This window comes from Mucilaginibacter gossypii (assembly GCF_900100945.1).
Lineage (GTDB): Bacteria > Bacteroidota > Bacteroidia > Sphingobacteriales > Sphingobacteriaceae > Mucilaginibacter > Mucilaginibacter gossypii.
This window is the reverse complement of the sequence record NZ_FNCG01000004.1, coordinates 55841-71119: the sequence shown is the minus strand read 5'-3', so window position 1 is coordinate 71119 and position 15279 is coordinate 55841. Positions and strand designations below refer to the sequence as shown.

Sequence of the window (15279 nt, the reverse complement as noted above, 5' to 3'; positions counted from 1 at the left end):
GATTTTTAGCACCAAATTTGTCGTTTTAGCCGTATTTTTGAATATGTGGCATCCTTTTTATGCCGCCGGCTATGAAAAAGAAGACGGAAAAGAAGTATATAATTAAGACATGGCGAACCATGAAACGCCATCTCCGCTCTTTTGTCGAAAACGGCGAACAGGAAGATTTGCATCGTTTTCGCACCGGGGTAAAAAAACTACGGGCGCTTTTGATCTTGGGAGACAGCGCGGCAAAGGATGTTGCGCTGGAGAAACGCTTCAAACCTGTTCGTAAGATATTTAAGCAGGCCGGCGAAATCAGGAATGCCTATATAAACCAGGAATTGGGCAAAGCAGTTGGTGAAAACACCGATTTTATCCGGGAGCAAGAGCAAATCATGAAAATCACCACCCGGGCATTTAACACCGATAAGGATCAGCACCGGGCTTGGCTCCGAAAAACACGCCGCAAACTGCTGAAGCAGATCAGGCCGATCAGTAAACATCACCTCTCCCTATATTACAGGCAACGACTGGAAATTATTGCTGCAGCCTTAAGCCGCCCCCGTTTTAATGAGGAATTGCATACCTGCCGTAAACAACTGAAGGTACTTCTTTATAATTACCCCCTCGCTGGCCCAGAACTGGACCTCACTTTTAATGAACCTTATCTTGACCTGGTGCAGGCAGCCATCGGCGACTGGCATGACAATGAACTGGCCATCGCACTTCTTTCAACCACGGCGGATACCCGGAACAGCAAAGAGACACTCAAAGGACTAAAGAAGCAGGCCACCGTGCTTGAAAGACAACTCACCACACTCACCAGGAATTTCCGCGAACAGGCAAGTCCACCGGCCGCAATTTAACTATAGCGTAAAGATGTAAAAAAGTACAAATTCGAATTACCCTATTATAGGACACCTATAAAAATCGGGCTGTTGACATATACAAATGGCTTAAGAAATCGGTGTTGTATGTTAACATTTGCCTGCTGGCATATATTGAGTGCAAAGCCTGATGCCTTAATTGATGGAAAAGCACAACTTCAGACCCTCTCTTCTTCTTTTTTTCGGAGGTGGCTATTAACGCTGTTTCGTTTTTTTAGCGGTAACACGAAGAAAAAAGTCGATCCCATCCGGGCCTCACTTTCTACCCAAATGCGGCCCCCATGCCGTTCAATAATCTCTTTGGTAATATATAACCCCAAGCCCAGGCCAGTAATGCTACTGTTTACATCTTTTGCACGATAAAACTGGCTGAATATGTGGCTGATATTTTCCTCATTGATGCCCATACCGTAATCTTTAACAGATACCTGAATTTCCGTTTCTGACCTTTTTGCTGATACTTCAATTCTATCAGATTCCGGCGAATATTTGATCGCGTTGGTGACCAAATTGGTTAGTACCTGATCCAGCCTCATTTTATCCCCTTCTAAAATCATTTCTCCACTTTCTTCGAAATAAATTTCATGTGATGTGTATGCTTCCAGGATAGCTTCAAGGTTTTCTTTGATAAGCTCCGCAAAATCAAATTCTTCAAAATAAAACTGCAATTTTCCGGATTGTATTTTTGAGATATCAAACAAGTCATTGATCAGGGCATTCAGCTTTTTTAACTGGGTTATTGCTTTTGCAACAAAAGGCTGGTGTACATCAATTACCTTTCGTTCCAGCAGTTGTAAAAAACCGCTCATAGAAGTGAGAGGGGTTCGCAATTCATGGGAAGCCAAAGCGATAAACTCATCTTTTTTCTGACTCAGCTCTTTTACTTCTGTAAACAGCCTGGAATTATCGAGTGCCACTGCCGCCTGGGAAGCCAGGCTAACCACGATGTCTTCATGCTCCTGCAGGAAAACCCCAGCTTCCGGGTGACCAAAGAATAAGCCACCAACAACATTGCCTGAACTGCTTATAACCGGCACGGCCAGGTAGCTTACTACCGGCAGATGCCCCTCGGGCATTCCAAAATACGGCGCATTTTGTCCATACCTGGGGTCTTTCGTTATATCATCTACCCTTAGTACGCCTTCAACGCTAAATGTGTGATGGAAAACTGCCGTATTCCGGGGCATTCCGAAATTTTCAAATGCCTCTTTTGGTGCGCCCGACAAAGAGTACAACATATAGGCTTCGCCGTCCTGATTGATGGTATTATAAAAAAATACGCCAAAAGTGGCACCGGTAATTTGTGTAGTGGCATCCGTTACTTTTTGCAGAATAGATTCGGTATCAAGTTTCTCCGAAATGGCTTTCCCTATAGTATTCAGGATCTTCAATTTTTCCGCCTGGTGTCGGATAGCCGTTTCGGCTTTTTTTGCGGCTGTAATATCCCTGGCGATCTTTGATGCACCAATAATGGTTCCATGCCGGTCCTTTACCGGTGAAACTGTAAGAGATATATCAATGGCGCTTCCATTTTTGTGCAGCCTAACTGTTTGAAAATGATCAACTTTATTACCGTTCCTGATGTTTTTAATGATGATATCCTCTTCGGACAGCCTGTCACGAGGAATGAGAATAGATATATGTTTACCGATAGTCTCTCTTTCCTGGTAACCAAAAATCTTTTCGGCACCACCGTTCCAGGTAGTGATGATCCCGTTAAGGGTTTTGCTAATAATGGCATCATCAGAATTTTCAACAATTGCAGCCAGCATGCCCCGTTTCTCTTCTGTCTCTCTTTCGTCAGTCACATCACGCATAATGTGTGATGCTCCAATAACCTCCCCCTCTTCATTTTTTATTGGGGAAATGGTAAGTGATACCGGAAAATCGACATGTAGTTTGTCGTTGCGGACAGTATATAAGTGGTTTACTCTTTCACCTGACCATACACGTTCAAGAATAGCCAGTTGTTCCTGACGGACGCTTTCGGGGATCAGGCCAAGGATGTTCTGCCCTAACAACACCGGGGCCGGGCATCTAAACATTTTTTCAGCAGCCGTATTGCAATTTAAAATAATATAGTCAAGATCATGGCTCAATACCGCATCTTCCATTCCTTCAAAAATGGCGGTTAGTGTGAAGAGGTCAGGTAATAAGTTATTCTTCATGAAAAGCTATCTTCTTTTTGCGCTGTCTGTAAATATCCGTCTTATGTAGATGTGTGGTTATCCATCTTATCTAATCATTGAAAACTCAACAGGCCGTTTCGATGCAGGAGTAACAGGGATTGGCAAAAAAGGTTTTAATAACTGTGTATGCGGCGTTATCTTGTTATACAATAGCTAACGTTTATTCCTTCGTTAATGATCAGAAAATAAAACCTATGAATGCTGTTGCTTGCGTTTATATTCACTTGGCGTACAGCCATATTTTGCTTTAAAAACCGTGGAGAAATAGTTTGGCGTAGAGAAACCCACCATATAGGTTATTTCGGATATCGGATACCCTTCATTCATTAACAAATATTTCGCTTTTTTTAGCCGGCGGTTTAATATGTAATCAGAGATGCTGCAGCCAAGCAACGCTTTAACCTTTCGGTAAAGCTGGATTCTTGAAACACCTATCAGTTTACATATTTCATCAACGCTAAAGTTTTCATTCGCTAAATTCTGTTCTACAATACCCGCAAAATCATTCAGGAATTTTTTGTCAAGGGCTTTTGATACAGGTACAGTTGATTTACTTACATCGCTGGTAAAATGTTCTTTAAGTGTTGCCCGGCTTTTGATCAAATTCTTCACGGTCGCGAGTAAATAATCAAAATTAAATGGCTTAACAATGTAGGCATCGGCCATGCAAGTAATCCCATCTATCTGTTGTTCAACACTGCCTTGTGCCGTTAAAAGAATAATAGGGATGTGCGAGGTACGTACATCAGTTTTTAGTTTTACTGTTAACGTTTTGCCAGACATCCCCGGCAGCACCACATCAGATATGATCAGGTCCGGAACACGCTCAAAGGTTTCATTTAATCCGCTTGTGCCATTATCCGCTGTAAATATCTCATAAGTAGCTCCCAGTTTTTCACTCAGGTAGCTCAGCAGGTCTTTATTGTCTTCGATGATCAATATGGATTGCTCCCTGGGCGTGCCGAATATTTGCCCTTCATCGGCCACTGACACAGGTGTAGCCAGGTCTGTAACATAAATTTTTGCCCGCTCTTCAAGATCTGTTTGTTTTGCATTAACGTGCTCCTGGGCAGTTTGGTCAAAATGACCATTTCCCAATAGCAGGTTAATGGTAAAAGTAGTTCCTTCCCATTTTTTACTCTTAACTTCGATACTGCCATGATGCAGGGATACGATTTCTTTTGACAGTGCAAGCCCTAATCCGGATCCTCCCGAAGAGCTGTTTTCGGCCTGGTAGAACTGCTCAAATACATGGGTGGTGTCCTGCGGCTCCATACCTATCCCGTTATCCTGGATGGCGATATCAACAGAGTTATTATCTCTGTTTTTGAAACTCACCTGGATACGGCCATTGTCGCTGGTAAACTTCAGCGCATTAGCTATGATATTAAAAAACACCTTATCTAACAGGTTAACATCATACCAAACAATTATCTGTTGCTCATCGCTTACCAGGCTCAGGCTGATATTACGCTTCTGGGCATTTTCCTGAAAGCTGGTGATGATCTCCCGGGCAAATTCAACAATATTATTGGGTGATACATTGATCTGTTGTTTATCGTATTCTATTTTACGGTACTCAATCAATTGGTTAATCAGGCGCAGCAAACGGTATACATTTTTATGGATCAGTTTCAGGCTTTTCCCGGCAACCAGGTTTAGCTTTTCATTACTCATCATATCTTCTACCGGCGAGAGGATAAGTGTGAGCGGCGTACGGAATTCGTGAGAAATATTAGTGAAAAATTGCAATTTAGCCTCCGTAGCTACTTCAGCCTTTGCCGACATCTCGATCAGCTGGTTACGCTGTTGCAGAATTTCATTATTTTTTGCCTCCAGGCTTTTGTTGATCTTCCGGTTTTCCATGAGCCAGTAAAATGCAAGACCGCCAAAAACAATAGCTAACACCAGCGACATTACAATTACATTTAAAACCAATTGCTGGCTGTTGTACACCTCACGCTGCTCAGTCAATAATGATCGTTGCCGTTCAATATCTTTCTGCTGACTGCTGATCTTGCTCCATTGCATTTTCATTAACTGTACATTGGCAGAGTCAATAACAACCGACTGTAGCAGGTTTTCCCTTGCGAACGACTCTTTGTTCAGGATCCTGAAAGCGGTCATAATTGCTTCTTTACCCCCTGCAGGATATAGCATACTGGCATTGATAGTTTTTGAAGCAACCATTTGCAGGCCACCTCCATGTCCGGGCAAGGCATCAACTCCCAATACTTTGGTGCCATGAATTTTAAATTTGTCAAGCACCTCTCTGGTCCCGAGGGCCATTACGTCGTTATGTGCAAATATTACATCTGCATTTTTTATAACAGGCGCTATCCTGGTCAATTGTTTTTTAGCGCTATCCTTTAACCAATCACCATATATCCTGTCTGTTATATTAATATCAGTGTATTTCCTTAAACCGTCGGAAAAGCCGCGGTCCCTCTCAATAGCCGGAGACGAGCCGGGCAGCCCCATAACTTCTACAACGTTCCCCCTTCCCTTTAAAAGGGCACCTGCATATTCACCCGCCATTTTACCTATCTGGTAATTATCCGCACCAACATAAGCTGTATATAAAGCTGATGATGTTTTACGGTCGATCACAATTACCGGGATACCTTTATTGTACGTTTGCTCCACTATCCCGGTGAGGGGCTGCGCTTCGTTGGGTGATATGATCAACAGATCGACGCCATCGTCCAGCATTTTTTTCACCTGTTCAACCTGTTTGCTGCTGTTACCGTCCGCATCGGCATAAATAAACCGGGCGTCAGGGTGTAATGAAAGTTCCATCCTCATTTCATCAAGCATCGTGCGACGCCAGAGATCAGAACCAATACATTGCGAAAACCCTATCGTATACTGTGATGTTTTATCAGCCCGCTTACAACCGGCAGCAATAAGCATCATAAAACCGATCAGTAGGATACCGGTCCTTATGTTTTTTGCATGCCACTTATTAAGCAAGGTCATAAGCTCAGATTATTTGGAAGAAAAAGGTAATAAAACAGGGTTAATTATTGGTTTATTTTTTCCCTTTTAGGATTAAACAAAGTAAAGATATCTATAAACGTTCCTGAAAAACAAATTTATAGGGCCGGGCAACCTACCTCACAACCGGAGTGATGTAACCAAATTGAAAGTAACAGGTAACATAAACGAATATTTCAATTTCAAATTTCGCATTTTTTATTTTATCTAACTGTAAACCAATAAGATAAAACAAGATTGATTTTTATACTTTATTGATACAAAATCAATAACCCTCACATGGCCCATTACCCTACTTTGGCCTCAATAAATCCAATATAACACCTTTTATAATTATTATGAGAAAACACTCCGTCCTGGCCTGGTCCATGGTCGTGGCCCTTGGTGGCTTCCTTTTCGGGTTTGATACCGCTGTAATATCGGGCGCTGAAAAATCTATCCAGCAATTCTGGCACCTATCCGTAGTGGAGCATGGGTTCACGATTTCTATCGCACTAATAGGAACAGTCATCGGGTCATTGTTAGGAGCCCGGCCTTCAGATCTGTTTGGCCGTAAAAACACGCTTTATTTTGTAGCTGCGGCATATTTACTATCATCATTGGGCACTGCACTGGCCGATAGCTGGTATGCATTTCTGGTTTTCAGACTGCTGGGCGGTCTTGGTGTTGGTATCTCATCGGTTACCGCGCCTATCTATATTTCAGAAGTTTCACCTGCTGACCGCCGGGGCAGGCTGGTGGGCCTGTTTCAGTTTAATGTGGTGCTGGGCATTCTGATATCATATCTGTCCAACTACCTTATCAGCCAGGTTGGCGAAACTTCATGGCGATGGATGCTTGGCGTACAGGCTTTCCCTTCGGCTCTGTTTTTAATACTGATCTACTTTATACCTGAAAGCCCGCGCTGGCTTATTCTTAAAAAGGGCGAAATGGAAAAGGCCCTCGGGATCTTACGGATCATTAATCCGCTTAACTGTGAACAGGAGCTGGCATCTATCAAACACTCAACTTTAAATGATACTGCTTCCGGCGGCAACCTCTTCTCGGGTCAATATAAAACGCCTATAATATTAGCTGTGCTGTTCGCCTTTTTCAACCAGGTTTCGGGTATCAATGCTATTATTTATTATGCACCCCGCATATTTGAAATGGCAGGTTTAGGTGCTCATTCATCATTACTGTCAACAGTTGGCCTGGGGGCTATCAACTTTGTATTCACGCTCATCGCTATTAATGTGATAGATAAAGTTGGGCGCCGTATCCTGATGCTCATCGGCTCGGCTGGCTTAATCATTTCCCTGTTCCTGGTAGCCTATACCTTTTACTCAGGAAACATGAGCGGCTTTGCCGTTCCCGCTTATATGATGCTGTTCATTGCATTCTTTGCGTTTTCGCAGGGGGCAGTTATCTGGGTATTTATCTCGGAGATATTCCCAAACCAGGTACGTGCAAAAGGCCAGACACTGGGCAGCTCAACCCATTGGATCATGGCGGCATTGATCGCTTTCTCCTTTCCATATTTCGCCGAAAAGCTTGGCGGAACAATAACATTTTCCTTTTTCGGCACCATGATGATATGCCAGCTAATTTTTGTGTGGAGGTTGATGCCCGAAACAAAAGGCAGATCGCTGGAGCAAATTGAAACTAATATGGTAATGCATTAATCAGGATCTGCAATGATGAACTTACATACAAATACCTTAACACCGGCCATTTGCTACGGCGAAATACTTTGGGATGTTTTGCCGGATGGCCCGCAGCCCGGCGGGGCATTGCTGAATGTATCGTACCACCTTAATAAACTGGGTATGCCCGCCAGCCTGGTAAGTAAAATTGGTAATGATCCCGATGGCCAAAAGCTTGAAAACCTGCTCGATAACTGGGGCATAAAAAAGCACCTGCTGCAAACTGACACCGAACACCCAACCAGCCAGGTAATCGCCAAAATGAATAATGGCAACGAGGTATCCTACGAGATTATTTTTCCTGTAGCCTGGGACTTTATTAATGACAGCGAGCATATTAAAACACAGATCAGGCCGTCAACCTATTTCGTTTTCGGCAGCCTTGCGTCAAGGAACAACGTATCGCGTAATACCTTGTTTGAGCTGCTGGAAAGCGATGCTATCAAAGTATTCGACATTAATTTGAGGCCGCCCTTTATAAGCCGTGACCTGCTGGCCGATCTGCTGCACAAAGCCAACATCGTAAAATTTAACCAGGCCGAGCTTGAGATGGTGCAGGGCCTGTTCAGAGGTTCGTTCTGGAAAGAATCGGAACAGATCAAATTTATCCAGGATCATTTTAACATACCCGAAATCATAGTTACCAAAGGCGAGTTTGGCGCTTCCTATTACAAAGAAGAAAAAGCTTATCACATTGCCGGGCGCGAGGTAAAAGTAAGCGATACCATAGGCAGCGGCGATTCCTTTTTAGCGGCATTCATAGCCAACCATTACCGTGGCGAATCACCAGAAATTTTATTAAAAAATGCAATAGCGATGGGCGGCTTCATTGCAACGAAGAAAGGAGGTTGTCCGGATTATAAAATCAAAGAATACCAAGACTTTATAAACAAGATGTTTTAACCAACCAATTACACTTAAACAAAAATCAATGAGAAAATTATTACTTATTTGTTCCTTTCTTATACTGCTCATAAGTGAAGGATATGCACAATCCCGGACCATAAGCGGGACTGTGTTAGATAACTCCTCGAAACCTATAGACGGAGTTACCATTGTGGTTGTTGAAACCCAAAAATCAACGCTATCAGATGCCAGCGGAAAGTTTAGCATCAATGTAAAAAACGGCCAGTCGGTGCGGTTTTCGTACGTAGGCGCCAAACCAATAGTAATAACTATTACTGCCGACACCAAAACGCTTGATGTAATATTTAAAGATGCCGAAAACAAGCTGAATGAAGTAGTTGTTACCGGTTACACTTCTGAAAGAAAGAAGGATTTAACAGGCGCAGTTGCGGTTGTTGATTTGGCACCGGTAAAAAACAATAGTTCGGGAAATACCATGCAGGCCTTACAGGGGCGTGTTGCCGGTTTATATATTGAAAAAGATGGCTCGGCAAATGGAGCAACCAGCAGGATCCTGATCAGGGGCGCCAATACTTTGGGCAACAATAACCCGCTGTATATTATTGATGGAATCCCAACCACCAGGCCGGAAGTATTTCAAAACCTGTCGCCTTCAAATATTGCATCAGTTCAGGTATTAAAAGATGCCTCATCCGAATCAATTTATGGTTCACGCGCATCTAACGGCGTTGTCATCGTTACAACAAAAAACGGCGGCAACACCGAGGGCAAGGTACAGTTTCAGTTCAATAACAGTACTTCAATCCAGTCCGAAAAATCGTTACGGTTTAAAATGCTGAACTCGGTAGACAGAGGCAGGGCCTTGTGGCAAGCTTCAGTTAACGACGGACAGGACCCCGCCGCGGGTTATGGAGAGATCTATAACTTTGATTGGAATAATAATTTCAGTAACCCTGTTTTAAACAGCGTTACGCCTAAACCGTTTGTAGGAGGCGACCCCAACACTCCCGCCGGCGATACCGACTGGCAAAGCGTATTATATAAAACAGCCTTTGTCTACAATAATGATTTCACGGCTTCGGTAGGCAACAAAAACTCTTCTATCCAAATAAATTTTGGAAACATCAAAAACACCGGCCTTGTGCGTTTTACCAAATACGGCCGTACCACCGGTAGCATTAATGCCATAACGCGGCCTTTTGATGGCAAAGTTACCTTCGGCGTCAATATAAAAATCACCAACTCAAACGAAACTCTTACCACAACGGACCTGGGTGGTGCTACTACTCCATTCCTGGCGGTTACGCTGGCACCAACCATCCCGGTATATCAAAAAGATGGAGTAACCTACGCCGGCGAATCAGGGGCTGGTTACTCTGACAGGAACAACCCACTGCACATGCAGGACCTTGCCAAATGGAATAACGCCAACAGGTTAAACACATTCGGCAACGTATTTTTAGAAGTACAGCCCATTAAGAATTTATACTTCCGGTCAAATTATGGTGCCGATAATGCAGACTACCTGAGCAAGGTAATTACACCAACTTTTTCGGAGGGTGCATTAAACCGCACTACCAACAGCTTATTTTTTGATCAGAACCATTATCTAAGCACCACGCTTTCTAACACTTTGAGGTACAGCTATGATTTGAATAGCAAGCATCATTTTAAAATATTAGTTGGTACAGAGTATATTAAAACCTTTACTGATTTTCAAACAACCTTAAAACAGGGATATACAATCCAAACAGAAGATTATTTTACGTTGGACGCCGGCACGGGAAATACCATAGTTACCGGCAGATCAATAGGTAATAGCCTATTTTCGCAATTCGGTCGTTTTGATTACAATTACGCCGGCAAATATTTAGTGTCGGCTACCGTTCGGCGCGACGGTTCATCAAGGTTCGGTACCAACAACCAATATGGTATTTTCCCTTCCGCCTCAATCGGCTGGAAAATAGACCAGGAAAACTTCTTGAAAAACAGCAGTATATTCTCTGAACTTAAGTTAAGGGCCGGCGTAGGCCGGGTAGGTAACCAGGAAATTGGCGACCTGTCGCGTTACTTGCTTTACAACACACGATACGGCACTACCCAAAACCAACTTACGCCAGGCTTTTGGGAACAATATATGAACGTTGGTACCGCATATTCATTATCCGGCGCCAATACAGGAGCGCTGCCATCAGGCTTCGTTCAGACCCAGGCAGCAAACCCTGCCCTTAAATGGGAAACAACCGACGAACTAAACACGGGGTTGGACTTTGCTATATTAAACGGCAAAATCTCGGGTTCATTCGATTATTTTACCCGGAAAACCACCGGCATCCTGATTACTCCTCCGGTTGCGTCCGCACTGGGTGAAGGACAATCTAAAACCGTTAACGGTGCATCAAAAACCAATAGAGGCTGGGAGTTTTTATTAACCTACCACGGTCAACGGTCAGGAGATTTTAATTACAATGTGACTTTAAACTTCTCTCATTTCAGGGATAAGATCACCGATTTACCGGAGAACGTTAGACCAGCTTACCCGGGCAATATAGACAATACCATCATAGGGCATTCACAGTTTGATATATTTGGTTATAAAACCAATGGACTTTTCCAATCACAGGCCGAAGTTGATGCTGCCCCAACGCAAATCGGCGCAGGTCCTGGCAGGATCCGCTATGTAGACATCAATCACGATGGAAAAATTGATGCCAACGATCAAACCTGGATAGGGACTACTTTACCGACTTTAGAGTACGGCGCAAGAATTGATCTCACCTATAAAAAATTCGACCTCTCTATATTCGGATCAGGTGTTGCCGGCCGAAAGGGGTTTGACGTATATACTCTGTTTAACAATTTGATGCACAGCCGCGAAAACGTTGGCCCCGGCGTATTTGATGGCTGGACGCCGCAGCATACCAACACCAATGTACCGGCATTAACGTTAAAAGACAATAACAACGAAGGCCGTACTTCCGATTACTTCATTGTAAACACCTCTTATTTCAAATTAAGGAACCTTCAACTTGGATACACCATTTTACCTAAAGCTGTATTTACCAGGTTAAGGGTGTTTGCCATGGCCGAAAACATCTTTACTGTAAAAAGCAGCAAGTACCTGAGCCCAGATCCTGAGCGGATTGACCTCAACCCTATCCCAATTCCACGGATCTTCAGCTTTGGCGTCAATGCATCATTTTAACGAAAAAAATCATTCAATATGAAATCGAAAATATTAGTAACAACTATTTTATCGGGGCTAATAATTTTTAGTTCCTGTAAAAAAGCATTAGATTATACTCCAAAGGGTGTATTATCTCCTTCAGATTTAAAATCACCGGCTGCCGTTGAAGGTTTGGTAACCGCAGCTTATGCAGCTATCGGGAATGGCGATATGATAGGGCCAATATATAGTGACTGGGCTTATGGCAGCGTCCGTTCAGATGATGCTTATAAAGGTGGCGGCGGCACAGGAGATGTTGGCGAAGTTGATGCTTTGGAACATTACAACCTGGTAACGCCCTCGATGGATTCGTTTATGTCACGCACCTGGAAAAATTTGTTTAAATCTATTTCAAGGGCAAATGTGGCGATTAGGGCAGTTAACTCCCTTTCGGATGCTGAATTCCCAAACAAAAAGATCCGTTTGGCCGAATTGAGGTTTTTGCGGGCACATAGCTATTTTACTATGAAATTGCTATATAAAAACATCCCTATTTTTGATGAAACCGCGACTCCTGCCGACATCCTGAAAGTTTCAAATACTTTATCAAATGACGATTCATGGAATAAAATTGCCGCTGATTTTCAATATGCAGTTGATAATTTGCCGACGACTCAACCCGATCTGGCCAGGGCCAATAAATTAAACGCTCAGGCTTATTTAGCCAAATTAAGATTGTACCAGGCCTATGAGCAGGATGATAAACACCATGTGATCAATATCAATAAAACAAGGTTACAGGAGGTTGTTACACTTACGCAAGCAGTTATCGCATCCGGTAAATATTCCTTAAGTGCAGATATTGCTGATAATTTTTTACCCGAAACAGAGAACGGACCGGAATCGGTATTTGCCATACAATTTACAATCAATGATGGTACTACCGCCGGGCGTTTAAATTTTGAAGATGGCTTAAACTATCCGCACGGGGCACCTCAATACGGCTGCTGCGGGTTCCATGCTGCAAGTCAGAATTTAGTAAATGCCTATACAACTGATGCCAATGGTTTACCTAACTTTGATACATTCAATAACAGCATAGCCGATCTGTCAAAAGTTACTGTAGATACCAGGTTAGACCATACTGTTGGTATAGACGGGCATCCGTATAAATATGATAACACCAAACCTTTTAGTAACAGTTGGGTGCGTGACCCGGGAGTTTATGGCAACTTTCATACCATGCGTAACCAGCAGTTAGCTACAAGCGCATCTTATTTTAAACTGGGACCGTTTATGGGCTCGGCAAAAAACTATGATATCATCAGGTATGATGACGTTTTATTAATGCAGGCCGAAGCTTATATTGAGTTAGGGCAACAGGCAAGTGCGCTGCCATTAATTAATCAAATCAGAAACAGGGCGGCAGCCAGTACGGGGCGGCTTAAAAAGCTGGATGGAACTTTCCCTTCATCCTACAATGTAAAACCATACAGCCCGGTAAACTGGACACAGGAATATGCCCGTAAAGCTTTGCAATGGGAAAGGCGATTGGAATTTGCTACCGAAGGGGCACGTTTCTTTGACTTAGTTAGATGGGGAATTGCAGAAACAACTTTAAACGACTACATTAACGTGGAAAAAGTTAGGAGACCATTTTTAGCAACGGCTAAATTTACTGCCGGAAGAGATGAATACCTTCCGATTCCGCAATCGGAGATTACGTTCACCAACGGTTTATATAAACAAAACCCTGGCTATTAAACTATAATTAAACAACGGAACCCTGGCCTGATAACTCAGGCCGGGATTCCCTTTTTTATACCAAATACCATAAGTTTTTGCATACCCTGCCAAATGTATAACCTATTAAAAGCTTAAATTATGAAAACAAAATGCGGCACATTAATACTGCCTCTCCTTATTGCTTTAAATTGTATTTGTAAGGCCCAGGATTCCTCCCCAAAACCTTATGCCGATGAGCATCGCCCCCAGGTACACTTTTCACCGGCCCAACATTGGATGAATGATCCAAACGGTATGGTTTATTATAACCATACTTATCATTTATTTTTCCAGTATTATCCTAAAGACATTGTATGGGGACCAATGCACTGGGGGCATGCGGAAAGTAAGGACCTGGTCCATTGGAAACAGTTACCTATCGCTTTATATCCTGATAGCCTTGGATATATTTTTTCTGGTAGCGCTGTTGCCGATTCCAATAATACAACCGGGTTTGGTAAAAATGGCAAAATACCCCTGGTGGCCATATTCACCCATCATGATCCTAAAGGAGAAAAAGAGGGCACCGATAAGTTTCAAAACCAAAGCCTTGCCTATAGCCTGGATGGCGGCGGCACATGGACTAAATATAGCGGCAACCCGGTTTTGAAAAACCCAGGAGTCCGGGATTTCCGCGACCCCAAAGTGATGTGGTATGCCCCGGAGAAAAAATGGGTAATGACCCTTGCAACACAAGATCATATCTCCTTCTATTCGGCCCCTGACCTGAAAAACTGGAAAAAAGAAAGCGAATTCGGTATCAAAGCAGGTGCGCACGGTGGCGTATGGGAATGCCCCGATCTGTTCCCGCTAAAAATGAACGGAAAAACCTACTGGATCCTGATCGTAAACCTTAACCCCGGCGGGCCTAACGGCGGTTCGGCAACGCAATATTTTGTAGGAAATTTTGACGGGAACAAATTTAGTCCACTTGATTCAAATACCAGGTGGCTTGACTACGGTCCCGACGAATATGCAGGCATTACCTGGAGCAATACCGGCAGCCGTAAAATATTTTTAGGGTGGATGAGCAACTGGCAATATGCCAACCAGGTACCTACAAAGGCCTGGCGCAATGCTGCAACCATTCCACGTGAGCTTAGCCTGAAACAAAGCAAAGGCCAAATTTTACTGATATCCAAGCCGGTGACTGAGCTAAAAAATATTGAAGAAAAAACAATTGTGTTAAAGCAACCCTTGGTTAACCGGTCTCTTGATCTTACTTCAAAAATTAATAAGCTCAAAAGCCGGTATGTCTTAAAAATGAGTTTTGCTACCTTAAAAGATTATAGCATCGGGCTGTCAAACCCTAAAGGTGAAGAACTGCTTATTGGTTATGACCCTGCAAAAGATGAATACTATATAGATCGTACCAAAGCCGGAAAAATGGATTTCCAAAAGAATTTTTCGGGCTGTTTTACGGCTCCGCGACTAAGCACAGCTAAAAATTCCGACGTCATTTTGGTAGTCGACAAATCATCGGTAGAGTTATTTGCCGACGGAGGTTTAACCACCATGACTGCAATCTATTTCCCAACCGAAGATTTCAACAACCTTGCAGTTAAAACCACCGGAAAATTAGCCATTAATAATATCAGCATTTCCGGATTGAAATCTATCTGGAAATAACCGGCGACAGTAAGCTCTGAAAGGTTGTTTTCATCCCGAAAACAACCTTTTTCATTTCCGGGCATTTCGGGGCACTTTCTCCAATCGCTTTA

General features: G+C 43.1%; 8 protein-coding genes. 6 read left to right on the top strand and 2 right to left on the bottom strand.

The window, feature by feature from the left end; genetic code table 11:
- Positions 1–71 precede the first annotated feature (71 nt).
- Entirely contained in the window at positions 72–848 is a 777-nt protein-coding gene (locus tag BLS28_RS09210; RefSeq protein WP_176844418.1) for a CHAD domain-containing protein, read from the top strand.
- Between the two features lie 179 nt (positions 849–1027).
- Here BLS28_RS09210 and BLS28_RS09205 read toward each other — a convergent pair whose 3' ends face one another.
- On the bottom strand, positions 1028–3037 hold the full coding sequence (locus BLS28_RS09205; protein ID WP_091165154.1) for a PAS domain S-box protein: 2010 nt from the start codon (positions 3035–3037) through the stop codon (positions 1028–1030).
- A 213-nt stretch (positions 3038–3250) separates the two neighbouring features.
- Positions 3251–6037, bottom strand: coding sequence for a hybrid sensor histidine kinase/response regulator transcription factor (locus tag BLS28_RS09200; protein ID WP_256337380.1), 2787 nt, complete (start codon positions 6035–6037; stop codon positions 3251–3253).
- A gap of 356 nt (positions 6038–6393) precedes the next feature.
- On the opposite strand from BLS28_RS09200, the gene BLS28_RS09195 reads away from it, so the two are divergent.
- The 5 genes from BLS28_RS09195 to BLS28_RS09175 all read left to right on the top strand — a co-directional run bounded on the left by BLS28_RS09195 (position 6394) and on the right by BLS28_RS09175 (position 15187).
- A complete protein-coding gene (locus BLS28_RS09195; RefSeq protein ID WP_091165151.1) occupies positions 6394–7719 on the top strand; it encodes a sugar porter family MFS transporter in 1326 nt (441 codons plus the stop codon).
- Positions 7720–7731: 12 nt separating this feature from the next.
- Positions 7732–8643, top strand: coding sequence for a carbohydrate kinase family protein (locus BLS28_RS09190; RefSeq protein WP_091165145.1), 912 nt, complete (start codon positions 7732–7734; stop codon positions 8641–8643).
- A gap of 28 nt (positions 8644–8671) precedes the next feature.
- Entirely contained in the window at positions 8672–11812 is a 3141-nt protein-coding gene (locus BLS28_RS09185; protein WP_091165142.1) for a SusC/RagA family TonB-linked outer membrane protein, read from the top strand.
- 18 nt (positions 11813–11830) lie between these two features.
- The gene (locus tag BLS28_RS09180; RefSeq protein WP_091165138.1) at positions 11831–13537 is read left to right on the top strand and encodes a RagB/SusD family nutrient uptake outer membrane protein; all 1707 of its coding nucleotides are present in this window, start codon (positions 11831–11833) and stop codon (positions 13535–13537) included.
- 120 nt (positions 13538–13657) lie between these two features.
- Positions 13658–15187 carry a glycoside hydrolase family 32 protein gene (locus BLS28_RS09175; protein WP_091165135.1) on the top strand — a complete coding sequence of 510 codons (1530 nt, stop codon included), beginning with the start codon at positions 13658–13660 and terminating at the stop codon, positions 15185–15187.
- Positions 15188–15279: the final 92 nt, after the last annotated feature.